The organism is Rahnella sp. Larv3_ips (genome assembly GCF_003697865.1).
In the GTDB taxonomy this organism is placed as follows: domain Bacteria; phylum Pseudomonadota; class Gammaproteobacteria; order Enterobacterales; family Enterobacteriaceae; genus Rahnella; species Rahnella rivi.
Genome location: NZ_MJIB01000003.1, coordinates 1 through 25620 on the forward strand (window position 1 = coordinate 1; position 25620 = coordinate 25620).

The 25620-nt window shown below is 54.2% G+C and carries 25 protein-coding genes; 14 read left to right on the forward strand and 11 right to left on the reverse strand.

Annotation, left to right across the window (positions count from 1 at the left end; translation table 11 throughout):
• From ED901_RS00065 to hrpB, 5 genes are all read right to left on the reverse strand, one after another.
• On the reverse strand, window positions 1-294 hold a 294-nt coding region (locus ED901_RS00065; RefSeq protein ID WP_371414270.1), incomplete at its 3' end, for an ABC transporter substrate-binding protein.
• A 1-nt stretch (window position 295) separates the two neighbouring features.
• Complete coding sequence (gene fhuC / locus ED901_RS00070) at window positions 296-1108, reverse strand: Fe3+-hydroxamate ABC transporter ATP-binding protein FhuC (RefSeq protein WP_056774777.1); 813 nt, start codon at window positions 1106-1108, stop codon at window positions 296-298.
• A gap of 88 nt (window positions 1109-1196) precedes the next feature.
• Complete coding sequence (gene fhuA, locus ED901_RS00075; protein WP_122094106.1) at window positions 1197-3419, reverse strand: ferrichrome porin FhuA; 2223 nt, start codon at window positions 3417-3419, stop codon at window positions 1197-1199.
• A 297-nt stretch (window positions 3420-3716) separates the two neighbouring features.
• The gene (gene mrcB, locus ED901_RS00080) at window positions 3717-6347 is read right to left on the reverse strand and encodes a bifunctional glycosyl transferase/transpeptidase (protein WP_122094108.1); all 2631 of its coding nucleotides are present in this window, start codon (window positions 6345-6347) and stop codon (window positions 3717-3719) included.
• 207 nt (window positions 6348-6554) lie between these two features.
• Complete coding sequence (gene hrpB, locus ED901_RS00090; protein WP_122094112.1) at window positions 6555-8999, reverse strand: ATP-dependent helicase HrpB; 2445 nt, start codon at window positions 8997-8999, stop codon at window positions 6555-6557.
• Window positions 9000-9105: 106 nt separating this feature from the next.
• Here hrpB and thpR point away from each other — a divergent pair, with 106 nt between their 5' ends.
• From thpR to folK, 6 genes are all read left to right on the forward strand, one after another.
• Window positions 9106-9648 carry an RNA 2',3'-cyclic phosphodiesterase gene (gene thpR, locus ED901_RS00095; RefSeq protein WP_122094113.1) on the forward strand — a complete coding sequence of 181 codons (543 nt, stop codon included), beginning with the start codon at window positions 9106-9108 and terminating at the stop codon, window positions 9646-9648.
• A 21-nt stretch (window positions 9649-9669) separates the two neighbouring features.
• A complete protein-coding gene (sfsA, locus tag ED901_RS00100; RefSeq protein WP_056774757.1) occupies window positions 9670-10380 on the forward strand; it encodes a DNA/RNA nuclease SfsA in 711 nt (236 codons plus the stop codon).
• 253 nt (window positions 10381-10633) lie between these two features.
• The gene (gene dksA / locus ED901_RS00105) at window positions 10634-11089 is read left to right on the forward strand and encodes an RNA polymerase-binding protein DksA (RefSeq protein ID WP_013576943.1); all 456 of its coding nucleotides are present in this window, start codon (window positions 10634-10636) and stop codon (window positions 11087-11089) included.
• A gap of 81 nt (window positions 11090-11170) precedes the next feature.
• The gene (gene gluQRS / locus ED901_RS00110; protein ID WP_122094115.1) at window positions 11171-12037 is read left to right on the forward strand and encodes a tRNA glutamyl-Q(34) synthetase GluQRS; all 867 of its coding nucleotides are present in this window, start codon (window positions 11171-11173) and stop codon (window positions 12035-12037) included.
• A gap of 489 nt (window positions 12038-12526) precedes the next feature.
• A complete protein-coding gene (gene pcnB / locus ED901_RS00115; RefSeq protein ID WP_205965064.1) occupies window positions 12527-13855 on the forward strand; it encodes a polynucleotide adenylyltransferase PcnB in 1329 nt (442 codons plus the stop codon).
• Entirely contained in the window at window positions 13852-14331 is a 480-nt protein-coding gene (gene folK / locus ED901_RS00120) for a 2-amino-4-hydroxy-6-hydroxymethyldihydropteridine diphosphokinase (protein WP_122094117.1), read from the forward strand. Before pcnB ends, folK begins: the two co-directional genes overlap by 4 nt.
• Window positions 14332-14336: 5 nt before the next feature.
• Here the strand turns inward: folK and qseC are convergent, their stop codons facing one another.
• Window positions 14337-15695 carry a quorum sensing histidine kinase QseC gene (gene qseC, locus ED901_RS00125; protein WP_122094587.1) on the reverse strand — a complete coding sequence of 453 codons (1359 nt, stop codon included), beginning with the start codon at window positions 15693-15695 and terminating at the stop codon, window positions 14337-14339.
• Window positions 15696-15700: 5 nt separating this feature from the next.
• A complete protein-coding gene (qseB, locus tag ED901_RS00130) occupies window positions 15701-16378 on the reverse strand; it encodes a quorum sensing response regulator transcription factor QseB (protein ID WP_122094119.1) in 678 nt (225 codons plus the stop codon).
• 158 nt (window positions 16379-16536) lie between these two features.
• Here qseB and panB point away from each other — a divergent pair, with 158 nt between their 5' ends.
• From panB to panD, 3 genes are all read left to right on the forward strand, one after another.
• Window positions 16537-17331 (forward strand): 3-methyl-2-oxobutanoate hydroxymethyltransferase, encoded by a 795-nt coding sequence (gene panB, locus ED901_RS00135; RefSeq protein ID WP_112287803.1) that lies wholly within the window; start codon window positions 16537-16539, stop codon window positions 17329-17331.
• Window positions 17332-17346: 15 nt separating this feature from the next.
• On the forward strand, window positions 17347-18201 hold the full coding sequence (gene panC / locus ED901_RS00140; RefSeq protein WP_122094121.1) for a pantoate--beta-alanine ligase: 855 nt from the start codon (window positions 17347-17349) through the stop codon (window positions 18199-18201).
• 105 nt (window positions 18202-18306) lie between these two features.
• Window positions 18307-18687: an aspartate 1-decarboxylase gene (gene panD, locus ED901_RS00145; RefSeq protein WP_056774729.1), complete on the forward strand. Its 381-nt coding sequence runs from the start codon at window positions 18307-18309 to the stop codon at window positions 18685-18687.
• Between the two features lie 41 nt (window positions 18688-18728).
• On the opposite strand, the gene ED901_RS00150 is transcribed toward panD, so the two are convergent.
• Entirely contained in the window at window positions 18729-19499 is a 771-nt protein-coding gene (locus ED901_RS00150) for an ABC transporter permease (RefSeq protein WP_056774725.1), read from the reverse strand.
• Window positions 19499-20422: an ABC transporter ATP-binding protein gene (locus ED901_RS00155; RefSeq protein ID WP_056774722.1), complete on the reverse strand. Its 924-nt coding sequence runs from the start codon at window positions 20420-20422 to the stop codon at window positions 19499-19501. The genes ED901_RS00150 and ED901_RS00155 overlap by 1 nt, the downstream gene beginning before the upstream one ends.
• Window positions 20423-20557: 135 nt before the next feature.
• Between ED901_RS00155 and can the strand changes: the two genes are divergently transcribed.
• The 4 genes from can to ED901_RS00180 all read left to right on the forward strand — a co-directional run bounded on the left by can (window position 20558) and on the right by ED901_RS00180 (window position 23143).
• A complete protein-coding gene (can, locus tag ED901_RS00160) occupies window positions 20558-21214 on the forward strand; it encodes a carbonate dehydratase (RefSeq protein ID WP_056774718.1) in 657 nt (218 codons plus the stop codon).
• A 796-nt stretch (window positions 21215-22010) separates the two neighbouring features.
• Complete coding sequence (locus ED901_RS25180) at window positions 22011-22253, forward strand: hypothetical protein (protein ID WP_205965055.1); 243 nt, start codon at window positions 22011-22013, stop codon at window positions 22251-22253.
• Window positions 22254-22379: 126 nt separating this feature from the next.
• Window positions 22380-22829 carry an STM2901 family protein gene (locus tag ED901_RS00175; protein WP_122094123.1) on the forward strand — a complete coding sequence of 150 codons (450 nt, stop codon included), beginning with the start codon at window positions 22380-22382 and terminating at the stop codon, window positions 22827-22829.
• A complete protein-coding gene (locus tag ED901_RS00180; protein WP_056774712.1) occupies window positions 22829-23143 on the forward strand; it encodes a DUF1493 family protein in 315 nt (104 codons plus the stop codon). The genes ED901_RS00175 and ED901_RS00180 overlap by 1 nt, the downstream gene beginning before the upstream one ends.
• Before the next feature lie 24 nt (window positions 23144-23167).
• Here the strand turns inward: ED901_RS00180 and ED901_RS00185 are convergent, their stop codons facing one another.
• Window positions 23168-23650 (reverse strand): Hcp family type VI secretion system effector, encoded by a 483-nt coding sequence (locus ED901_RS00185; protein WP_056774710.1) that lies wholly within the window; start codon window positions 23648-23650, stop codon window positions 23168-23170.
• Between the two features lie 930 nt (window positions 23651-24580).
• Here ED901_RS00185 and ED901_RS24995 point away from each other — a divergent pair.
• Window positions 24581-24724, forward strand: a complete 144-nt coding sequence (locus tag ED901_RS24995; RefSeq protein WP_162997792.1) for a hypothetical protein — start codon at window positions 24581-24583, stop codon at window positions 24722-24724.
• Window positions 24725-24969: 245 nt separating this feature from the next.
• Here the strand turns inward: ED901_RS24995 and hpt are convergent, their stop codons facing one another.
• On the reverse strand, window positions 24970-25506 hold the full coding sequence (gene hpt, locus ED901_RS00195) for a hypoxanthine phosphoribosyltransferase (RefSeq protein WP_056777114.1): 537 nt from the start codon (window positions 25504-25506) through the stop codon (window positions 24970-24972).
• Window positions 25507-25620 lie beyond the last annotated feature (114 nt).

Below are 25620 nucleotides of genomic sequence, written 5' to 3' on the forward strand. Positions count from 1 at the left end.
AAGTTGCTGGATAAACTCCATATTGGGTTCAGTGCGCTGCCCCACGTCAATGACCGTCGGCGCCAGCTTTGGCTCTTCGACCCAGAGTTCGTAATTGGGAATATCAGCAATCGCCATCGGCATGACACCGAGCGCAATCAGCAACTCGGCAGGCAGCCATTCCAGCGCGATAATTCGGCTGAGATCGGGTGTTGATGCGGAAAACGTCGGCATAGAAGCCAGCAGCGGAGATAACGCCAGCGCCTGTAAAACCTGGCGACGCGTTATTCCTGGAAAATGAGGAAAATCAGACATATCAGTATACGAAGCTCACAGGCGCACCGCCCGCCGGATGCGGAAGAATGCCCATCGGAATACCATAAATTTGTTCAAGGACGTCGCCGCGCATCATCTCTTCCGGTGCGCCCTGAGCGATCATCTCGCCGCCACGCAGCGCCATCAGCTGGTCGCAATAGCGCGCCGCCATGTTCAGATCGTGCAGAACCGCAATCACGGTTAAGCCTTTTTCACGGCTCAGACGCTGGATCAGCGCCAGTACGTCTTTCTGATGGGCGATATCAAGTGCGGAAGTCGGCTCATCAAGCAGCAGACAGCGGCTGTCCTGCGCCACCATCATCGCCAGCCAGGCGCGCTGACGCTCGCCGCCGGAGAGGCTGTCCACCAGACGGTGCGCGAAAGGTTTCAGGCCCACCAGAGAGATCGCTTCTTCGACTTTTTCTTTGTCCTGATGTTTGAAACGCCCCAGCGCGCCGTGCCACGGATAGCGGCCAATCGCCACCAACTCCTGCACGGTCATGCCTTCTGCGGCGGGAAGTTGTTGTGGCAGATACGCCACCTGACGCGCAAAGGCTTTGCTGTCCCACTGAGCCAGCGGCGTGTCATTGAGGAAAATCGTGCCGGATGTCGCAGACTGATGCCGCCCCAGCATTTTTAACAACGTCGACTTACCCGAGCCGTTGTGACCAATCAGGCCACACACTTGTCCCTGGGGGAACGTCAGTGACAGCGGAGCCAGCAGTGTGCGTCCCGTGACAGAAAAACTGACATCCTGCAGGCGGAATACGCTTTCTGGCAGCGAGGAAGACGGAGGTACGTTGTGATTAAGCATAAGATTTTCTGCGTCGACATCTGGTTAAGAACAGGAAACGGGCACGACCAGCGTGCCCGGATTTCACAGCGTTAATGCAAACTAACGATTAAAATCTGAATGTCGCGGTGGCGACAACCTGGCGATCTGAACCCCAGTAACAGGCGTAATCGCGATAGCAACTGGCGACGTATTCACGATCCAGCAGGTTATTGACGTTCACGCCAACGGAAGAGCCCGGCAGGCCAAAGCGCGCGAGATCGTATTTGATGGTGGCATCCACCAGCGTGTAGGAAGACACATTAAAGGCTTCATTCGCTTTGTCTGCATTCACACCGTTTGCAGTGTAGAAACTGGAGCTGGCACCGACGTAACGCACACCCGAACCGACTGTCAGGCCGCTGAGCGCGGTTTCGTGGAAGGTGTAATCCGCCCACAGAGACGCCATATTTGCCGGCACTTCAACAGGACGCTTGCCTTCGAAATTGGTGTCGTGGGTGTATTTTGCATCGGTATAGGTATAAGACGCCGTGAGGTTAATGTTGGCGTTAACCGCGGCTTTGGCTTCCAGTTCCAGACCGCGGGAACGGATTTCACCAGACTGAACGCTGAAGTTAGCGTCAGACGGGTTGGCAGTCAGGTTTTTATCTTTGGTCAGCTGATACACCGCTGCCGTCAGGCTGATCGGACGATCGTTCGGGATGTATTTCACACCCGCTTCGTACTGTTTACCTATTGAAGGATCGAACGGCTGGCCTTGTTTGGTGGCGCCTGCGTTCGGTTCAAAGGATTCGCTGTAGCTGAAGTACGGAGAAATACCGTTGTCGAACAGGTAGTTCAGACCACCACGCCAGGTAAACTGCTGATCGTTGATCTGCGAAGCGCTGTTGGTGGTGCGCGTAAAGGTTGAGCTTTTGGCGAAATCGTAACGGCCGCCAACAGTCAGGATCCACTTATTCCATTCCGCCTGATCCTGCATGTACAGGCCGGTTTGCTCCTGACGATTGAGGATCTCATACGGGAAGTACAATGAGACATTGCCGTTACCGTATTGCGGATTCGCCAGATTCAGATTACTTGCGCTGCCGTAATCCGCATCAATATCATTACGCATACGCATGTAATCGACACCCATCAGCAGGGTGTGATCGACAGCGCCGGTGCCGAATTTAGCCTGAGCCTGGGTATCGACATCAAAGTTCGCCAGCTTCTCTTTGGACTGAACGTAGCTGCGCGTGATGTTGCCGTTACCGAGGTAGCCGAAGCCGTAAACTGATTTATATTGGGTATCGAGTTTGGTGTAGCGCAGGTTCTGGCGAACCGTCCAGGTATCATCAAACTGATGTGCGAAGCTGTAACCGACCATTTTCTGGTTGCGTGACATGCGGTTACCCGCTTCACCTTCGTTGAAATCTGTCGGCAGTTTATGTGCTTTACCGTTGGCATCGTAGTACGGCACCACGGTGCCTTCACGTGGCAACCAGCCGTAATAACCGGCATCCGGATCGTTCTGGAAATTGCTCAGGAAGGTGAAGTCGGTTTTATCATCAGGGCGCCATGAGAAAGACGGCGCAATCGAATAGCGTTTTTCTTTCGCCATCTCCTGCTGCGTATCCTGACTGCGCGCCACGCCGGTCAGACGGTAGGAATACACGCCTGCATCGTCAATGGCATCGCTGAAATCAAAACCGGTCTGGTACAGATTATCCGTACCCATTTTGAACTGTACTTCTTTCAGCGGTTCAGTGGTCGGACGCTTGCTGACCATGCTGACCACGCCGCCCGGATTGCTTTTACCGTAAAGAACGGAAGACGGCCCGCGCAGCAGTTCAACGCGCTCCAGCATGTACGGATCCATCGACACTTCAGAATAGTTGTCACCCTGAAGTTTGATGCCGTCGAGATACTGATTGGTGTTCACCGAGGTGAAACCACGGATTGCCACGGCGTCGATGGTGTTAGAACTGCCACGGCTGGCGAAAACGCCCGGCGTGTAGCCCAGCGCTTCTTTTACCGAAGCAGGCTGTTTCATGTCCATTTCTTCACGGGTGACGACGGAAACTGATTGCGGCGTTTTCACCAGCGGCGTATCGGTTTTGGTGCCGGTCGCACTGTGTTTTGCTGCGATTGTCGCCGCAGGGCCCCACGCAGATTCCGGCGCGGCTTCGGCAGCGGCTGAACTGGTGACGTTGATCGTATCTTCTTTGGCGGGCGCCGTGACGGCTGCGCCTGCATAGAAAGACGTGGAGCTCAACGTTGCCGTGATAGTCAAAGCCAAAGTGCGACGTGTAAAGACGTCTTTAGATGAAGAAAGGGAGCGCTGAAAAGCCATTGCGTTATCTCTGGGATGTTTATTAATGGGAATGTAAACGATAATTATTATTATGAACATCGCATAATATGCGCAATGCTTGCGCATCTGCAAGCCTATTTAACTCATAGATTGACTGAATGAATAAAAATTATCCCCATGTTAAATATGGGTAAAAGTGCCTATAAATTAAACGGGAATGGATGTAACCAGCTTGCGGAGAATGTAAATCTGCGTGCGTGAATTTGGGTTAAGAATAACAAATAAAAAAGGCGCAACTCTCATTGCGCCTTTTCACTTTAATGAATCCGCTGTTTATCAGTTACCTGACCCGAACATATCCTTGATCCAGCCAGCGACACCATTACTGTCTTTCTTCTCATCCTGCTGCTGTTGAGGCTGCTGCCCCTGAGAGGAAGGTTGCTGTTGTTGCTGTTGCTGCATCTGTTGTTGCTGTTGCTGAACAGCGCTCACAGACGCCTGACACATCGCATCCGGAGAATCGGTCCAGACCGGAATGGAGCGCACCGCGCCGCCGCCGCTCAGCATGCCTGAACCTGAACCGCCGCCGCAAACAAAGTTACCGCTGCCGTCGATGTTCATGGTGCTGATGCCTTCCGGCATTTGCAGATTCAGTGGCTGTGGTGTGCCGTTTTCCAGATAACGTCCGTAAAGCACCAGCGCACCGGTTGAGCCCCACAGTTTCGACGGGCCGTTGTTATCACGGCCAACCCAGGTGATGGCGACCTGATTACCATCGATACCGGCGAACCAGCTGTCGCGCAGTTCGTTTGAGGTCCCGGTTTTCGCCGCCAGATGCAGTTTCGGGAATTTGTTCGCCAGCGCGCGCGATGTCCCTTCCTGCACAACCTGTTGCATGGCGTACAGCGTCAGATACGCGGCCTGCGCCGGGATCACCCGGACAGCCTGCGGGAAGCTCTGATACAGCACGGTGCCGTCTTCCGCAATCACCGAACGCACCGCCGACAGAGGCGCTTTATTACCGCCGCTGGCAATGGTCTGGTATTCCTGAGCCACTTCCATCGGCGTCAGGGCGATTGCCCCCAGCAACATCGACGGAGTCTGGTTCAGGGATTCTTTCGGAATGCCTAAATCAATCAGCGTCTTGGTAATGTTATCCAGGCCCACCGCCATACCCAGATTGACCGTCGGTACGTTCATGGAACGCGCCAGTGCATCCACCAGCAGAACCTGACCGCGGAACTGATGGTCATCGTTTTTCGGTGACCAGGTCTGGCCGTTCGCCAGTTTCAGGGTCAGCGGCTGGTCGGCCAGAATAGTGTTCAGGCGGTATTTATCCGGCTGAGACAGCGCGGTCAGATAGGTGGCCGGTTTTGCCAGAGAACCGACCTGACGGCGTGCCTGCATGGCACGGTTGAAACCGGCAAACTGCGTTTCCGCACCGCCCACCATACCGCGCACTTCGCCGGTATAACGGTCAACGATCACCATGGCGGTTTCGATGTCATTCAGGCCGCTTTTCTTACGCAGTAACGGAATGCCTTCTTCGACCGCTTTTTCCGCCGCATCCTGTGAAATCGGATCCAGCGTGGTGAAGATTTTCACCCCGGACATATCCTGCACTTTATCGCCGAGTTTCGCCTGCAACTCCTGGCGCACCATCTGCATAAACGCCGGCTGAGGTGAAATCACCCCGCCCTTCGGCTGAACGCCGAGCGGACGCGCGCTGAGCATGTCATACAGTTCCTGATCGATAACTTTCTGATCGACCAGCAAGCGCAGCACCAGATTACGGCGCTGCAACGCCATGTTCGGGTTACGCCACGGGTTGTACAGCGACGCCCCTTTCACCATGCCGACCAGCAACGCCTGCTGATCCAGACTCAGTTCGTTCACCGGACGACCAAAGTAATACAGGCTCGCCAGTGGGAAACCACGGATCTGATCCGACCCGCTCTGGCCGAGATACACTTCGTTGAGATACAGCTCGAGAATACGGTCTTTGCTGTAATCCGCATCCAGCAGCACGGCCATTACGGCTTCACGCGCTTTTCGGCTCAGTGAACGCTCGTTGGTCAGGAACAGGTTTTTCACCAGCTGCTGTGTCAGCGTTGAACCGCCCTGCACCGCATGACCGGCCGTCAGGTTCGCCAGCACCGCACGCCCGATGGAATAGAAGTTAATCCCGTCGTGTTCATAAAAGTGACGGTCTTCCGTGGCCAGCAGCGTATCCACCAGCAAATCCGGGAAGCCGGAACGCGGCACGAACAGGCGCTGTTCACCGTTGGCGTTGGACGCCTGCAACATGGTGATCAAACGCGGATCGAGGCGGAACAGCCCGAAATCACGCTGATTATCCAGGTTTTTAATTTCTGACAGGCTGTTGCCGTCGAACATCAGACGGGCGTTAACCTGTCCTTCTTTGCCTTCCGGGAAATCAAACGGCCGGCGCAGCATATCGATGTAATTCGCGTGAACGGTAAATTCGCCCGGACGGGTAATGCGCGTCACTTCGCGATATTGCGTGCCTTCCAGCAGCCCGACCATTTCCGCTTTACTGATGGACATGTCCGGCTCGAGATTCACCTGACGGCCATAGACCGCCGCCGGAAGTTGCCAGACTTTGCCGCCATCAATGCGGCTGTGAATTTCACGGTTGAGGTACACCGCGTAAATGCCCAGCAGAATGGCAAAAACGACGAACAGTTTGACCATCAGCCAGAACAAACGACGCTTAAGGCTTTTTTTGCCGCCTTTTTTCGCTTTGCGCGGTGCAGCTTTACGGGTCATGCGCGACTCCCGCTCTTCTTCGTAGTCATCGTCATCCTCAACGTCTTCATCCACTTCTTCTTCATAGTCATCGTAATCGTCATCCCGACGGTTACGGCGGACAGGACGCTCCCGCGAAGGCTTGCGCCCACCAGGTTTACCTTTGCGGCCAATCGGCTCGCGATCATCGCCAGACATCAGTCATTCTCCCAACGTGCTGCTGTGTTCGTCATAATGATTCTGCTTTGCTGAGTCATTGTCATTTTTAATTTCAAAAAACATTGTATTTCAAAAGGATACTGTAAAAAGCCTGCAAAACAGACCGCAAGGCGCTTACTCTGTGCCCCACTTTGGATTTCGCCCAGAAGAAATGTCTGAAAAATTGTTTCCTTTCTGCACATTTCGTCATTGCGCTGAATATTTTTTGGTACGCCGCGTGGGCAGCGCTTGTGCCGGATTGTCCGGCCACGGATGTTTCGGATACCGGCCTTTCATTTCTTTTTGCACTTCACGGTAGGAGCCCTGCCAGAACGCCGCCAGATCGGCGGTGATTTGCAACGGGCGCTGTGCCGGGGACAACAATTCCAGCACCACATTCACCCTTCCCTCCGCCAGGCTCGGGCTGCGCTCTTCGCCGAACATCTCCTGCATCCGCACCGAAAGCGCCGGTGGCAGGTCTGCATGATAGCGGATCGGCAGACGACTGCCAGTCGGCACGGTGTAATGAGTCGGTAAGGCGCTGTCCAGACGCTGCCGCTGTTGCCAGTCCGGCAGTCTTAACAACGCCTCATGCAGATCGACCTGTTGCAGAGATTTTAACGAACGCACGCCTTTTAACGAGGGCAGTAACCAGTTTTCCAGCCCGTCGAGCAGGGCGTCGTCATCCATTGCGGGCCACGGAGCTTCCGGCAGCCATTTTGCTGCACACATCAGCCGCAGCCGCAATTGCTCTGCCGCTACCGACCAGTTGAGTGCCTGTAATCCCTGGGTGCGGATCCAGTCAATCAGCGCCTGTTGCAGTTCGTCGTCATCCGGTTTCGCCAGCGGACTGGCTTTGAGCACCAGCCTGCCGATCTGCCAGCGACGCCAGGCGCGCAGCGTGCCTTTTTCTTCATCCCACTCCACCGCCGTCTGCTCGTTAACGACGTCCGGCAGGCGCGACGGCAGTTGGGTAATATCCAGCGAGATCGCCAGCAGAATACGGGCGTCCGGGCTGTTGTTGCCTTGCAATAATTGCGGCGCGACCAGCCACGGCGCGCGGGTTAATCCGTCGTCCTGCGGCAAAGACGCGCCTAATCCGTTGGCCAGCAGATAGCGACCCTCTTCACCGCGACGCTGGGCAATACGGTCGCTGAAGGCGCGGGCCAGCAGCCACGGCGCCAGAGAGGCATCCGGCTCTCCGCTTTTCGCACCGGTACGCTGCGCCAGCTGTTTTGCCCGCCGCTGCCAGTTTCCCTGCGCACGGCTGAACCAGTAATCAATATCCGGCAATCCCCCGCGCGGCGGTTCTTCGAGCATCGCGGCCAGCAACGCCGCGGTGGCGAGCGCGTCCGGGCTCTGCGCCGCAGCAGAAATCAGCATGGCTGCCAGACGCGGATCGCAGCCGAGTTGCACCATGCGCTGGCCTGCGGCAGTGAGTTTTCCCTGCCCGTCGGTCGCGCCAAGCTGGTGTAAAAGATGTTTTGCGGCAGACAGCGCGGCCACGGGCGGCGTATCCAGCCATTGCAATTGCCCGACGTCCTGACAGCCCCACTGCAACAACTCCAGCCAGAAGCTGCTGAGATCGCTTTGCAGAATTTCGGCTTGGGCCTGCGCACTGGCGCGCTCCGCCTGCTCTTTACTGAACAGATGCCAGCACAAACCTGGTTCGAGACGGCCCGCGCGGCCCGCCCGCTGAGTCATCGACGCCTGGCTGATACGCTGCGTCACCAGCCGCGTCAGGCCGCTGCGCGGGTCAAACTGCGCGCTGCGTTCCAGACCGCTGTCCACCACCAGACGGATGCCTTCAATGGTCAGACTGGTTTCAGCAATATTGGTCGCCAGAACGATTTTACGGCGTCCGGCCGGTGAGGGCTGAATAGCTTTCTGCTGCTGATCCAGCGACAACGCGCCGTAAAGCGGACAGAGATCCACATCATCTGCCAGCCTGCCGTTAAGCAGATTTTGAACGCGGGTGATTTCAGCGACGCCCGGTAAAAACAGCAGCATTGAACCGTGATTTTCCGCCATCAGGCGGCTGACTGCGCGTGCCACACCGTCGTCCAGCCGTTCGTGCGTGGCGAGAGAAAGATACTGACGGTCGACCGGAAAACTGCGGCCTGCGGATTCAATGACCGGCGCTTCCGGCAGCAAAGAAGAGAGGCGAAGATTATCGAGCGTGGCCGACATGATCAGCAGTTTTAAATCATCACGCAGCGCATTTTGCACATCAAGCAGCAGGGCCAGCGCCAGATCGGCCTGCAAACTGCGCTCATGGAACTCATCGAGGATCACCATCGACACGCCGGTCAGTTCAGGATCAGCCTGCACCATGCGGGTCAGAATGCCTTCGGTCACCACTTCAAGGCGGGTCGCCGCGCTGGTCTTACTTTCGGCGCGCATACGGTACCCGACAGTTTGCCCCGGCGTTTCCCCCAGTTGCTGCGCCAGACGGAAAGCGACGTTTTTCGCCGCCAGACGGCGCGGTTCCAGCAACAGGATTTTGCCCGGCAGATTCGCCTGTTTCAGCAACTGCAACGGCAGCCAGGTGGATTTCCCCGCACCGGTGGGCGCAAGCAAAAGTACCTGCGACGCCTGTTGCAGTGCGGCTAAAAGCGGTTCGAGTACGGCGCTGACCGGCAAAGAAGACAATGAATGCTCCATGAGAGTTAACTTTAAACGGCGGGCATTGTAGCATTTAGCCCCACATCCGGCATGTTGCCGTGAATGACCCGCAATGCCCGCCACAGGAATGAATATGTCTGTCGAACGCCGTCTGTTTTTCGCTTTGTCACTGCCGCCCGCACTGCAAAAGCAGGTGATAAAGTGGCGCGCAGCGCAGTTTCCGGCGGAGACAGGACGCCCCGTTGCGGCCGCTAATCTGCATATCACCCTGGCGTTTCTCGGCGAAATCAGTGAGCTGAAAGCCGACGCACTCACCCGCATCGCCGGGCGCATTCAGGCGCATAAATTCAGTCTGCGGCTTGATGATATCGGCCACTGGCCGGGCTCCGGCGTGGTGTGGGTCGGCACCCGACGGGCACCCAGCGCGCTGCTGCAACTGGCCTCGGTGCTGCGCTCCCATGCGGCGCGCAATGGTTGTTATCAAAGTGCATTGCCGTTTCATCCGCACGTTTCGCTTTATCGCAACGCCACGCGGCCGGTCGCCATTCCCCCGGCGACGCCCGACTGGCTGCTGGAGGCCGACGCCTTCAGCCTGTATGAATCCACCTGGGAGCGGGGGCGCACGCGTTACCGCTGCCTGCAAACCTGGCCGCTGGCTGATGCGCCTGCCCTTTAATTTATTTCACTGGAAACTGTCATGCACTTCGAGCCTGCGCTGCAACCTGCCACTCTGATCACGCGTTACAAACGTTTTCTCGCTGACGTCATCACGCCAGACGGGCGCGAAATCACGCTGCACTGCGCCAATACCGGCGCCATGACCGGCTGCGCCACGCCGGGCGATACCGTCTGGTATTCCACCTCTGACAACGCGAAACGCAAGTATGCCCACAGCTGGGAACTGACCGAAACTCAGCAACACCACTGGATTTGTGTCAACACGCTGCGCGCCAATCAACTGGTGCGCGAAGCTATCACCCAGGACCGTATTCCGGAATTATCCGGTTACAGTAAATTGACTTCAGAAGTAAAATACGGCGCCGAAAATAGCCGTATAGACTTGATGTTACAGGCAGAAAATCAACCTGACTGCTATATTGAAGTGAAATCTGTCACGTTGCTGCATCAAGGGCAGGGATATTTCCCGGATGCAGTCACACTGCGCGGTCAGAAGCATTTGCGCGAGTTACAGTCGATGGCAGAGCAGGGGCAGCGAGCCGTTCTTTTCTTCGCTGTTTTACATTCAGGCATTGAAAGCGTGTCCGCCGCACACCATATTGATCCGCGATATTCTGATTTACTCAAACATGTTCAGAATAATGGTGTAGAAGTGATGTGCTACGGTGCTGCACTTTCTGCTGAGGGTATCCGCCTCACAGAACGATTACCGCTGGACACGAAGTACTAAACGGATAAACCCAGTTCGGATAACCCTGTTAATCGTCGTCGGCGGCATAAAAAACAGGTCGCGAATACGCTTTTCCTCACAGGCTTGTCAAGCACCTGTCAGGAATAATTGCTAACCTCGTTGCCTTCTGTTATTTATAGCGGCCTGATTTTTTCCCCCTTTGGGGATCGAAATGTTCGAAGCCCGATTCTTTGCAGCAAAACTGCAATCTACAGGCGGATGAACATAGTGCGTGTTATGTAGGAGAAGCATCATGCAAGAAGGCCAAACCCGTAAGACGTCGTCCTTGAGCATTCTCGCTATCGCTGGGGTGCAGCCGTATCAAGAGAAGCCGGGCGAAGAGTACATGAACGACGCTCAGCTGGCTCACTTCAAAAAGATTCTTGAAGCATGGCGCAATCAGCTCAGGGATGAAGTAGACCGTACCGTTTCGCATATGCAGGACGAAGCTGCAAACTTCCCTGATCCGGTTGACCGTGCCGCTCAGGAAGAAGAATTTAGCCTTGAACTGCGTAACCGTGATCGCGAACGCAAGCTCATCAAAAAGATTGAAAAAACACTGAAGAAAGTAGAAGACGAGGATTTCGGTTACTGCGATTCCTGTGGCGTTGAGATCGGTATCCGCCGTCTTGAAGCACGTCCAACTGCTGATTTGTGTATCGACTGTAAAACTCTGGCAGAAATCCGCGAAAAGCAGATGGCTGGTTAATTCAGGGTTCCACGCGGTGCGTCATGCACCGCGTTTCCTTTATAAAGCCGTTCTCCACGCTGATTTCTTTGAAACCCTGCCATGTCTTTGAAACCCTACATTGGTCGTTTCGCACCTTCACCTTCCGGTGATCTCCATTTTGGTTCGCTGATTGCCGCACTCGGCAGTTATCTGCATGCCCGCGCTCAGCACGGACAATGGAAAGTTCGCATCGACGATATCGATCCGCCGCGCGAAGTCCCGGGCTCTGCTGGCCGGATTTTAGCGACGCTTGAGCGTTACGGTCTGGAATGGGATGGCGAGGTGCTCTGGCAGTCAGCGCGGCATGACGCTTACCGGGCGGTACTCGACGCACTGTATCAGCAACAGAAAAGTTATTATTGCACCTGCACCCGTCAGCGCATTGCGCACACCGGCGGCGTGTATGATGGCCATTGCCGCACGCTCGGGTCAGGCCCAGAGAACGCCGCGATCCGCCTGCATCAGACCTTGCCGGTATACGGTTTTGACGATGATTTTCAGGGGCACTTGCAGGCAAATGCGGCGCTTGCCGAAGAAGATTTTATTATCCGCCGCCGCGACGGGCTGTTCGCCTATAATCTTGCGGTGGTGGTCGATGACCATTTTCAGGGCGTGAATCACATTGTACGCGGAGCAGATTTGATCGAACCGACGGTGCGCCAGATCTCGATGTATCGCCATCTCGGCTACCCGCAACCGGGTTATCTGCATTTGCCACTGGCGGTCAATGAAAAAGGCGATAAGCTTTCGAAGCAGAATCACGCGCCCGCCTTGCCGGAAGGCGATCCACGTCCGGTAATCATTAACGCACTGAATTTTTTAGGGCAAACGCTGCCGGAAAACTGGCAGGATTATACGTTGCCTTTATTATTACGCTGGGCGATAACACATTGGACGCCAGCACATATCCCGCGTCAGAACGCTTAAAAGCACATCGGCATTCTCAAAGAGCCTGTCGTGAGCTATGATTAGCCGCTGTTTTTGCGTCACGCCATTTTTCAGTCACTATCGAGGTGTACCATTTTTACCCGAGTAGCCAATTTTTGCCGTAAGGTGCTAGTTCGTGAAGATAAAGTCATTCGTGAAGAAAAGGCTGTTCATGACGACGCCCCGCTTCATGCAGAAGTTAATCGCGAGGAGACTTCCCGTCGTGATCCTTCCTCTGTGGCTGAAGGCAATGTGAAGGCAAAAAATCCTGAGCGTCGTGACAACGACCAACGCCGTGAAAATCGCGGCCGCCGGGAAGACAACGCGAACCGGGGCGAGCGCCGTAACAACAACAATCGCCGCTCCACGCCTTATCAGCCTCGCGGCGAACGCAACGATCAACGCGGTGAGCGCAGTGAGCCACGCGCCCCCGTCGAGCACGTACAGAAGCCTCGTCCGTCGTTTGACTATGCCGGTGAAACCCGCGCGATCACTATTGTTCCACGCGATGAGCACAACATCTCTCGTCGTGACATCAGCGAAAACGCGCTGAAAGTGCTGTACCGCCTGAACAAGTCTGGCTTTGAAGCCTTCCTGGTCGGTGGCGGCGTGCGCGATTTGCTGCTGGATAAAAAACCGAAAGATTTCGATATCACCACCAACGCCACGCCGGATCAGGTTCGTAAGCTGTTCCGTAACTGTCGTCTGGTCGGTCGCCGTTTCCGTCTGGCGCACGTCATGTTTGGCCCGGAAATCATCGAAGTTGCGACATTCCGTGGTCATCACGAACAGTACGAAGAAACTGACGACAAGAATGTATCCCAGCAGGCTCTGAACGGAATGCTGCTGCGCGACAATATTTTCGGCACCATCGAAGATGATGCCCAGCGCCGTGACTTCACCATCAACAGCCTGTACTACGGGGTTGCCGACTTTACGGTACGTGATTACACCGGCGGTCTGCGCGATCTGCAAAACGGCATTATCCGTCTGATTGGCGATCCGGAAACCCGCTATCGCGAAGATCCGGTGCGTATGCTGCGTGCAGTACGTTTCGCGGCAAAACTGGACATGAAAATCAGCCCGGAAACTGCCGAGCCGATCCCACGTCTGGCCACGCTGTTGCAGGAAATTCCGCCAGCGCGTCTGTTCGAAGAATCCCTGAAGCTGTTGCAGGCCGGTTACGGTTACGCCACCTACAAGAAGCTTTGCGAATACCAGCTGTTCCAGCCGTTGTTCCCGCTGATAGCCCGCCAGTTTACTGAAGCCGGCGATAGCCCGATGGAACACATCCTGTTGCAGGTATTGAAAAACACCGATCACCGTTTGCACAACGATCAGCGCGTCAATCCGGCGTTCCTGTTCGCTGCCATGCTGTGGTATCCGGTGATTGAACATGCACAGAAACTCGCGCAGGAAGGCGGTCTGACCTATTACGACGCCTTCTCTCTGGCGATGAACGATGTGCTGGATGAGCAATGCCGCACGCTGGCCATTCCTAAACGTATCACCACGCTGGTGCGTGATATCTGGGCATTGCAGCTGCGTCTTTCACGCCGTCAGGGCAAGCGTGCGCACAAACTGATGGAGCATCCTAAGTTCCGTGCCGCCTTCGATTTACTGGCACTGCGTGCCGACGTCGAACAGCATCGCGAACTGCAAAGCCTGACCGAATGGTGGAGCGAATTCCAGGAAGCCACTCCGGCCTCCCAGAAAACGATGCTGGGTACGCTGGGTGAAGATGCCGTGCCGGCACGCCGTGCGCGCACCCGCCGTCCGCGCAAACGGGCTGCTCCGCGTAAGGATAGCGGTCAATGATCCGCGTTTACCTGGCTCTGGGCAGTAATCTTGCCCGTCCATTGGACCAGGTAAATTGCGCACTGGAGGCGCTGGCACACATGCCGCGCACCCATTTTGTGGCCGCCTCACCGTTTTACCGCAGTAAACCGCTGGGGCCGCAAGATCAGCCGGATTATCTCAATGCCGTAGTGGCGCTCGATACCCTCCTCCCTCCTGAACAATTGCTCGATTGCACACAGGCGATTGAAAAAAACCAGGGGCGCGTGCGTAAAGCGGAGCGATGGGGGCCGAGGACGTTAGATCTCGATATGCTGATTTACGGCGATCAGGTGATCAATACCGAGCGGTTGATCGTGCCGCATTACGACATGAAAAACCGCGAGTTCATGCTCTATCCGCTGGCGGATCTGGCACCTGAACTGGTGTTCCCGGACGGTGAAACGCTGCAAAGCCTGCTCGCACGCGTTCCCCTGAATGGCCTGACGAAATGGTAAGTCGCTCAGCGACTTACCCGCACTTCCAGCCCCCCTTCTGCCCTGTTCCTGTAGACCACCTTCATCTGATGTAACTGTGCGATCCGTTGCACGATCGAAATCCCCAGTCCGCTGCCGGTTTGTTCCTGTCCCGGTGGCCGGTAAAAACGCTCGCCCAGCCTGGCAAGATGTTCACCGGTGATCCCCGGCCCCTGATCGGCGACGCATAAACCCTGCGCATCCAGCGTAATGGTGATGTAAGTCCCGGCAGGCGAATAGCGGATCGCATTATCCAGCAAGTTTCTCACCATCAGCGATAACAGCAGCGATTGTCCGCGCATTTCCGGTGGCGTGCCATGGTGCTCAAAACGCAGTTCGATCCCTTTACTGTGCGCACGCTGATCCTGTTCCGCCAGACTTTGCACGACCAGCGAAGACCAGTCGACACGCTCGAGCGTTTCCGGTTCCGCAAAGCTTTCCAGCCGTGAAAGCGTCAGCAACTGATCCACAAGCCGCGTGGCGCGATCGATACTGGTGGTCAGGTTTTCCAGCGCATGTTCGCGCATTTCGGTGTCGTCACCGGAAAGCTGTACCACTTCGGTTTGCACCCGCAGCGCGGCCAGCGGGCTGCGCAACTCATGCGCGGCATCGGACGTGAAACGACGCTCGCGAACCAGCATTTCACCGGTTCGCGTAAACAGTGAGTTCAGCGCATCCGCCAGCGGCAAGACTTCACCCGGCAGTTTATCGGTACTGATTGGCGTGGCGTCTTCCGGCGAACGCTGCCGCAGACCTTCTGCCACACGGCGAAGCGGCCGCAATTCAAGCGTCACCATCAAAATCAGTGCCAGCAGCAGCACCGGCAAAGACGCCAGCCACGGCGTCAGTTGGCCGCTGACCAGTCCCCACGCCATGTCATTGCGGTAATCATATTCCTGCCCGACGGCAACGCGGTATTGCCCGTCCGGCGAGGTCAGCCAGACCATCCGCCAAAGATCGTCATCGCCTTTCAGCTCGACATCTTTAAAGCCCAGCGTGTCGCGGTCAAAACGGATGTGCCTGCCCTTCTCCCCGTCGTTGAGCAACATATCGCCCTGCCGGTTGAAGATGGCAAATGTCAGCGCGTCATCATCGGTATGGCCGCGTGAGCCTTTGTGCACCCATTTTTTGGTGTCCGGCAGTTCGGTATTTTTCTGCTCATTCAGACGCTCACCGAGGCCGGTGGCAGCAAGGCGTTTGGCAAACAGCATTTGCTGGGTGTCGAACACTTCGTTGATGTGTTTACGGGTCTGATGCCATGCCACGCCGCTGGCAATCAGCCAGGTAAGCAGCGCCAGCACTGAAAAAATCAGGATCAGCCGCAGGCGCAGACTGAGGTTTTTCAGTTCTTTCACACCGGTTCCCCTGATTGTGCATCGCCCAGCGTATAACCGACGCCGTGAACGGTGCGGATAAACCCTTTGCCGAGCTTGCTGCGCAGATGGTGAATGTGCACCTCGACCGCGTTGCTGCTGACCTCATCGTCCCAGCTATAGAGTTTTTCCTGAATCAGCGTACGGGCCAGCACGCGGCCTTTGTTATTAAGAAACAGTTCCAGCACCGCCACTTCGCGCGGCGTCAGGGTGACGGTGTCGCCGTTGAGCGTGACGCTGCGCGCAGCAGGATCAAACTCGATACCGCCGTGGATCACTTTTGAGGTGACAACGCCGTGACGTCGGCGGATCAGCGCCTGTAAACGCGCCGCCACTTCCACCAGCGCAAAGGGTTTGCACAGATAGTCATCGGCACCGGCCTGCAACCCGCCGACGCGTTGCTCCAGCGCATCCCGCGCGGTGAGGATCAGCACCGGCGTATCGCGTCCGGCATTTCGCCATTCGCGCAGCAGTTGCATCCCGTCCATTCCCGGCAGGCTTAAATCAAGGATCACGGCATCGTAAGGCGCGCTGTCCAGCGCAGCTTTGCCGGTCAGCCCGTCGGTGAACCAGTCGAGCGTAAACCCCAGTTTCGTCAGCCCGGCCTTAATACCGTCACCGATCATTTTGTCGTCTTCAACTAACAGAATTCGCATGGTTCCCTCCGTTTTTGCCATTATAGGTGACGCTTCTTAATCATTTCTTAAGAGCTGGATCAATGAGCCACGCATTGATCGTGCTGTTTGCCTTTCAGCACATACAGTAGAATACCGGCATCATATTCATCCGATGAATTATTCAAAGGAAAGTGTTCATGAAACCAACCACGCTGAGCCAGCTTCGCCAATGGAAGCAGGAAAAACATAAATTTGCGACCATTACCGCCTATGACGCCAGTTTCGCGCAACTGTTCGCCGAACAGGGTATCAGCGTCATGCTGATTGGCGATTCTCTGGGCATGGTCGTTCAGGGTCAGGATTCCACGCTGCCGGTCACCGTAGAAGAGATTGCATATCACACGCGCTGCGTGCGTCGTGGCGCACCTCACGCGTTATTGCTGGCTGACCTGCCGTTCATGAGTTACGCCACGCCGGAGCAGGCGTTTGAAAGCGCTGCCGTGCTGATGCGCGCGGGCGGTAATATGGTCAAACTGGAAGGTGGCAGCTGGCTGTGTGACACGGTCCGCATGCTGACCGAGCGCGCCGTGCCGGTGTGCGGCCATCTGGGGCTGACGCCGCAGTCAGTAAATATCTTCGGTGGCTATAAGGTGCAGGGCCGCGATGAAGTCGCCGCTAACCAGCTGATCAAAGATGCGATGATGCTGGAAGAAGCTGGCGCACAACTGCTGGTGCTGGAATGTGTGCCCGTTGAACTGGCGCGCCGCGTGACCGAGGAGCTGAGCATTCCGGTGATCGGCATTGGCGCCGGTAACGTCACCGACGGCCAGATTTTGGTGATGCATGATGCTTTCGGCATCACCGGCGGTCACACGCCGAAATTCGCCAAAGACTTCCTCAGCGAAGCCGGTGATATTCGTGGCGCAGTCCGCCTTTACGTCGATCAGGTCGCGCAAGGCGTGTATCCGGGCGAAGAACATTCCTTTAAATAATCGGGGACACTATCCGTGTTGATCATTGACAGCGTGGCGCTGCTGCGTCGCGAAATCCGGGATTTTCGTAAGAATAACAAACGCATAGCGCTGGTGCCGACCATGGGCAATCTGCACGAAGGCCACATGACGCTGGTGGAAGAAGCCAAAGCGCGTGGCGACGTGGTGGTGGTGAGTATTTTCGTCAACCCGATGCAGTTCGAGCGCCCGGATGATCTCGAACGCTACCCGCGCACCTTGCAGGAAGACTGCGAGAAGCTGAATAAACGCGGCGTGGATCTGGTGTTCGCTCCTTCGCCTGCGGAAATCTATCCGAAAGGTTTAGCGACGCAAACGCAGGTCGATGTGCCGGTAATTTCCACCATTCTGGAAGGTGCGAGCCGTCCGGGGCATTTTCGTGGCGTCTCGACCATCGTCAGCAAGCTGTTCAATCTGGTGCAACCGCAGGTGGCCTGTTTCGGCCAGAAAGACTTCCAGCAACTGGCGCTGCTGCGCACCATGGTGGAAGACATGGGCTATGACATCGAGATTATCGGTGTGCCGATTGTGCGCGCCAAAGACGGCCTGGCACTGAGCTCACGTAACGGTTATCTGACCAATGATGAACGTAAACTCGCACCACAGCTGAACAGGATCATGAACGCGCTGGCGGAACGTCTGAGCCAGGGCGAGCGCCATATCGATGAGATGTTGCAGGACACGGCACAGCAACTTCGTCAGGCGGGTTTCACACCGGACGAACTGTTTATCCGTGATGCGAAAACCTTGCAGGAATTGTCGGTGGACAGCACGTCAGCGGTGATCCTGATGGCTGCCTGGCTGGGCAAGGCACGGCTGATTGATAACCAGCAGGTTGATCTGACGCAGTAGACAGCGCGGATCAAATCAGCAAAGATGTTGGCCGGCTGGATATCGGATTTTTAGTATTCAGCCCGGCAGATTCTCAGACTTTTTACGTCAGTAAGGGTAGAAGCAATGATTCGCACTATGCTGCAAGGCAAATTGCACCGGGTTCACGTCACTCAGGCAGATTTGCACTATGAAGGTTCCTGCGCCATCGATCAGGATTTTCTCGATGCCTCAGGCATTCTGGAATACGAAGCGATTGATATTTATAACGTTGATAACGGTCAGCGTTTTTCGACCTACGCCATCGCGGCAGAACGCGGTTCGCGGATTATTTCGGTCAACGGTGCGGCAGCGCGCTGTGCCTGCGTCGGCGATCTGCTGATCATCTGTTCATACGTGCAGATGTCAGATGAACAGGCTCGTCAGCACAAACCGAAAGTGGCCTATTTCGAAGGTGAAAACCAGCTGAAACGCACCGCGAAAGCCGTGCCGGTTCAGGTGGCCTGATAAAATCCTCCCCCTGCGAAGGGGGAGGCGCAAAGCAAAAATCAACTTCTCAGTCCGCGACCGCGTTCAATCAGGTACCAGGCCAGCAGGTAAAACACCGCAATAAACGCCACCAGCACGCTCATGGTAAACACCAGCGGCACGTCAGAAATCCCCAGGAAACCGTAGCGGAAACCGCTGATCATGTAGACGATCGGGTTGAGCTTGGAAACCGCCTGCCAGACAGGCGGCAACAGGGACAACGAATAGAACACGCCACCCAGATAGGTCAGCGGCGTCAGCACGAAGGTCGGGATCAGGCTGATATCATCAAAGGTTGTCGCAAACACCGCGTTCAGCAGGCCGCCCAGCGAGAACAGGATCGCAGTCAGCAGCAGCGTCAGCGCGATCACCCACCAGGAATGGATCACCAGCGGCACGAAGAACAGGGAAATCGCGGTCACCAGGATCCCCACGCAGATCCCACGCGCCACTCCGCCGCCGACATAACCGGCGATTACCACGTGCGTCGGCACCGGTGCCACCAGCAGCTCTTCAATATTGCGCTGGAATTTGGCGCTGAAGAACGACGACGCCACGTTGGCGTACGAGTTGGTGATCACCGCCATCATGATCAGGCCCGGTACGATAAACTGCATGTAAGTAAAACCATGCATGCTGCCAATTTGCGAGCCGATCAGATTCCCAAAGATGATGAAATACAGCGTCATGGTGATGACCGGCGGAACCAGCGTCTGGATCCAGATGCGCCCAAACCGGTTGATCTCTTTCAGCCAGATACTTTTCAGTGCCACCCAATACAGTTGCGACATTATTTCTTTTCCTCGCTGCCGTTCACCAGCGTGACAAACAGCTCTTCCAGACGGTTCGCTTTGTTACGCATACTCAATACCTGCACACCCTGCTTACTCAGCTGGCTGAACAACGAGTTCAGGCCCTGCTCGCGCATCACTTCCACTTCCAGCGTTGACGTGTCCGTCAGCTGGCTGCGGTAGCCTTCCAGCACCGGAAGCGGGCTTTTCACCCCTAAATCCAGGATGAAGGTTTCGGATTTCAGCTTCGACAGCAGTTCTTTCATGCTGGTGTTTTCCACCAGCTGGCCGCCCTGAATGATGCCGATGTTGCGGCACAACATTTCCGCTTCTTCCAGATAGTGCGTGGTCAGAATGATGGTGGTGCCCTGCGCATTCAGCTCTTTCAGGAAGCCCCACATTGAGCGGCGCAGTTCGATGTCCACGCCCGCCGTCGGTTCATCGAGGATCAGCAGTTTTGGCTCGTGCATCAGCGCACGGGCGATCATCAGACGGCGTTTCATCCCGCCGGACAGCATGCGCGAACGCTCGTTGCGTTTGCCCCACAGATCCAGCTGGGTCAGGTATTTTTCGGCGCGTTGCAGCGCCAGCGGACGCGGCACGCCGTAATAACCGGCCTGATTCACCACCACCTGCATGACCGTTTCAAACGGGTTGAAGTTAAATTCCTGCGGCACCAGCCCGAGCTGGCGTTTGGCGTTGACGATGTCTTTATCGATGTCGTAACCAAACACCCGCACTTTGCCAGCGGATTTGTTGACCAGTGAACTGATGATGCCAATGGTGGTGGATTTACCCGCACCGTTCGGCCCAAGCAGGGCATAAAAATCGCCGGCTTCGACGCGCAGATCGATTCCACGCAAAGCCTGTACACCACCGGCGTAAGTTTTGGTTAACTTTTCCAGTTCCAATGCGTAATTCATAAAGGGAGCGTACCTTCTTGTGAAAACCCTGTTGTAAGAATGAGTAAACGGAGATGCCGAATCAGTTTGAAAAGTCGGGGCATTGCCCTATATTACTCCATCGCAGTCAGCTCGTAACACAGGCTATTAACATCAATGAATGACATAGAAAGACTCATCAGCAATAACGCAGCCTGGTCCAAAACCATGATTGATGAAGATCCTGGTTTCTTTGAGCGGCTTTCCCAATCTCAAAAACCCCGTTTCCTGTGGATTGGCTGTTCTGACAGCCGTGTGCCTGCCGAACGCCTGACAGGGCTGGAGCCGGGTGAACTTTTCGTTCACCGTAACGTTGCCAACCTGGTCATTCACACCGACCTTAACTGCCTGTCCGTGGTGCAATATGCTATCGACGTGCTGGAAGTCGAACACGTGATTATCTGCGGTCACTACGGCTGTGGCGGTGTGCAGGCGGCGGTTGAAAACCCTGAACTGGGTTTGATAAATAACTGGTTGTTGCATATCCGGGACATCTGGTACAAACACAGCTCCCTGCTGGGCGAACTGTCGCCAGAAAAGCGCCTCGACAAGTTGTGCGAACTGAACGTGGTTGAACAAGTTTATAACCTCGGCCACTCCACCGTGATGCAATCGGCCTGGAAACGCGGCCAGAAAGTCACGCTGCACGGCTGGGTTTACGGCATTCAGGACGGACGTCTGCGCAACCTCGAAGTCGACGCCACCAGCCGCGAAACGCTGGAACAGCGTTACCGCCAGGGTGTCTCCGCCCTGCTCAACGGCGACCCGCAATAACAAGCCGCACTACTCTACAGAAATTCAAAAAACAAAAGGCACAAAAATGTGCCTTTTTTGTTATTTATTTTTCCTGCACTTACTACGCGATCACTATAAATCAATGAGTTATACATGGTGTAAGCCGCTCTAAGACTCGTAATGATGCTCAGGTGTGGACAGGATGTGGACACTCCTGCCCCGCTTTTCCCCTCAGTGGATTGAAGGAAATGGCGTCCTGCAGGAAGTCCGGCGCGAAGTGAGCATAGACCATTGTCTGGTTAATATTCGCGTGTCCGGGAATTCTTTGCAGGGTGATTATGTTCCCGCCGCCTGTCGAATCTGGATTATCAGAAAAGCCCCGACCTGGAGAATGCCGAAACCGGCGAACTGCTGACGGACTCTGTGCCGGTGACGTTATGGCTTATATGAGTGCCAGGGCGGCACTCATGTAGCGCGTGACGAACAGACTGTTTGCGTAGCACGTCGCGTTGCCAATGAGCTGAATACCTGCGATGAAGAAGTGAAAAAAGTTGTGGGCATTTTCGCGCACCACCTCGGCGGATCTCATGTTGATGAAACGCGTACCACTCAATGACGTAGCGTGGATTCTGAGGTTTTGACCGCAAAAAAGCGCCTCCGGTGCGCCTTGGAGTTCTGTCAGTAACTATGGGTTAGGTGGAAAGAAACAGGCTACAAATTGGCGTGATAGCAAGGCTGGGAGCGCGCCAACACCATCCAATTCTCATAACCTGCAAGTGATTGACTGGACAGACACAGCCGCCGTGAGGCGATTGTTGCACGCATACGTGAAGATATGCAGAGAGTCAGCAAGGCGCAGCGAACTTTTGACCCAACAAAGGGGCGCGATATTGCTCCACCAGCAAGATTGACTACTGAAGAACGGGCACAGATACCTCAGATTGAACAGGAATTGCTGAAACATGACATCAAAGCTGAGCGATGGGAGCTGGAGGCACCAGGCCGCGGTGCGAAGATCAGCTTTGGTGGTCTGGTCAAGAGCTTTTACCCAGTGTCGAACTGGGCTGCATTTGAATGATGCGTATCGCCTTAACCCGGTAAATTCCCCCCCTGCACAAAATCCGAAAACCTCTTTTTAAGCTCATTCCCCACATTCTTGATGATAGTATTTCGATACTGCATACCAATAAGGGACGCTAATTAGATGGATACTACTGAAACACTTGGCGGAACATACTTCTATCACGGCAACGACAACGTAACTAAAGAAGAACTGTTCTGGTTAATCTTCTTGGAGTCCTTCTCCAATTACACCGGAATAGAAATAGAAACGGCAGCAACCATCATTGCAGGAGCGCCACTTATACCCAAGCGCAAAGTCCTAGGTTCAAAGGGAAGCAAAACAAGCATTGCATCAAAAATGTCACGCAGAATCTTCAAGGATGCAAAGCTTCCAAACAATCTAAAAATTCCCACAATCGCTTATGGTCAGGTGAGGAACACAAATCAGATTGGTACGATTGTTGGTCGTTGGGTTCCGCATTTAGGCTACGTTCAGGCGGCAATAATTTTTGAATTGGTGGCAAGAGATACACGCAACAAATACAACCTTATCGCCTACCCTCAAGACCGTATCGCGTGGACGTATTTCTGATGGAAATAGATGAAAATGAGATTCTCGATTACATCACGGAAAAATACAGTGAGTGGAGAAAGCCAGTTAGCAAGGACTGGACGTTTCAGGAACACTTTAATTTAGTGACAGACGAATTAGGGGAAATGCTGATTGACCTGTTCACTCGGTATGGCATCAGCTATAACAATTTTAATCTCGACAATTATTTTGAGCCTGAATTGCCGTGGTGGTGGTTTCGGCTTAGGAGAGAGTACAAAAACAAGGTGTACAAACCTCTTACGGTGGAGATGATTATTGAGTCTGCAAAAGCTGGAAGATGGTTATACGATTAAGGGGCGCTATGCCCCTTTTTCACATTATGCTGTCTGGCGATCATTCCACGAATCAGCAAAGATAATGTTGCCGTCGTTATGCTTCCACGTGATTTTTTCGTAGCGTAGTTCTACAGTTTCCAGATGGTTATCTTGCGTGTTGTCACCAGTTGCCATAGCTGGAGAGATGGACACTATCCGAACCTTCTCAAGAAGCATGTTGAAATACTCCACTTCCTGCCCTGCGTCGTTAATTCGATACCATTTGATTTCAGCTGATTCCAGATTCTGACCAGTTGCCACAGCCTTATAAATGTAAGGGCTAGAACTATCGAAATCTTTCACGACTAATAGCGGTGAGTGCATACGTGTGCCAGTGACTTTACCTGTGGCGTTATCAGTGGGAATCATCAGGTTGTGGTGGAAGCCTTTGACCTCAATGCTGTATTCGCGGTCTTTAACATCAGAACCGCCCTTGATGAGCGCACCGCCGTCATCCTTCAACCATAAATATGCTGGTATAGCCATTATTAACAACTCCTTATGTTTTGTGGGAAAAACATACACCTCAAAAGCCACTTGAACAATATGGACTTCTACCGCAAGGCAAAGATTGTCTATTTAGCAGGTGAAGCATTTAGGTGGCAGATAATTGCTATGCATAACATTCAGAAATATATGGGAATTATAGTTGAAAAACCCATTGCACTGTTAAATGAGGTAGGAATGGAAGGATTACCCGGGCGACATCGGCGTGGCTGGCTGCATACGAAAAAACCAAAGCAAAAAAAGTGAAGGTGCTGCGGAAACCGACAATGCATAACTGCGCGCCCTGCAACATCCTAAAGCGATGTAAGGTCAGTCCGGGGCAGCACTGGATTTGTGACAACGTTAAATCTGAATGAATCGTGTAAGATTCTTTCAAAAACAGTGGTATACCTTAATCAACATTGGAAATATTGCGTATATAAAAAGGCAAACCCATACGGCCTTCATAAACCAACGGGCACGACGCCAGATATAACGTTCCCTTTCGTTAGCGTCACGAATCGCACTTTGTATATCGTCCTGATTTGTCATCTCATCCACCGTGGGTAATTACCCGCCTGTAAGGTAAAACACTGTAATCCCAGATGTATATTTTTAGCAATAACATATCCATTTAATTCATATAATTAACAACTTTTTTTAAAAAAAATATGCCTTTTTTACCCTTTCTTTTTCCTGCACTTACAACGCCATCACTATAAATCAATGAGTTAAATGTTGTGTAAGCCGCTCTAAGACCTGTAACGATGCTCAGGCGTGGACAGGATGTGGGCACTCAATGTAAGGATTGTGTATGACTATCCATAACCTTCTTTACAACAGAAATCTCCATTTAAATGACACAAAACAAATTAATATCATTCGTTAATAATATAATGCGCAGAGATTTTAAGGTGTTAAGGAAAGTTGATGGAATTGAATAAAGAGGAAGCAGAGGTGGTTGCGGGGTTTATAGCCGCCAACTGGTCGGCATTTTCACAGGCAGCAGAGGAAGTGATGTCCGTCTGCGCCCTGCACCGGCTGGCCGAAAAATTAGAGCTTGAGAACGTCTGACTTGTTTTAGAACCCGGCACAACGGTCATTGATAAAGCCAGTCATGCAGCACGTAAATAATCACAACCGGATTGATATAAAAGCACGAATCAGCCAATCCCCTTGAATCCATTCAGAAAGGACCGTTCAAACCCTGCGTGTTTGTCACCTGTTCTGGATAAAAAAACGGCCTTCAAACTGAAGGCCGTTTTTATTGGAATGAATTACTGCCCGCGCCCAAAATGGCTAAAACGGATAGCCAGACACTACTCGTCCAGCATCACAACTTTGCCCACATACGGCAGATGGCGGTAGCGCTGGGCGTAGTCGATGCCGTAGCCGACAACGAATTCGTCGGGGATGGCGAAACCCACGTATTCCACTTTCACGTCCACTTCGCGGCGTTCTGGTTTATCCAGCAGCGTACAGATGGCGAGAGATTTCGGGCCGCGCAGTTGCAGGAGTTCGCGTACTTTGCTCAGCGTGTTACCGGAATCGATGATGTCTTCGACGATCAGGACATCTTTACCGCGAATGTCTTCGTCGAGATCTTTAAGGATCTTCACGTCACGGGTGGTGGACATGCCGTTGCCGTAGCTGGAGGCGGTCATGAAGTCGACTTCGTGCGGCACATCGACGGTGCGGCACAGGTCAGCCATAAACATGAAGGAACCGCGCAGCAGCCCAACCAGCACCATTTCGCTGCCGCTGTCGCGGTAGTGTTCGGTGATTTCACGGCCCAACTCGGCAATTCGGGTTTTGACTTCCTGCTCGGAAATCATGACGTCTACGCGATGTTTCATATAAAGACTAACCACCTGATTTGAGGATATTTATCGCCGTTTTTCAGCAAAACGGCGACCTTGAAGCGGAAAGGATTATATCAAAGAACCCGGCGACGGGTCACGCGCCGGGCG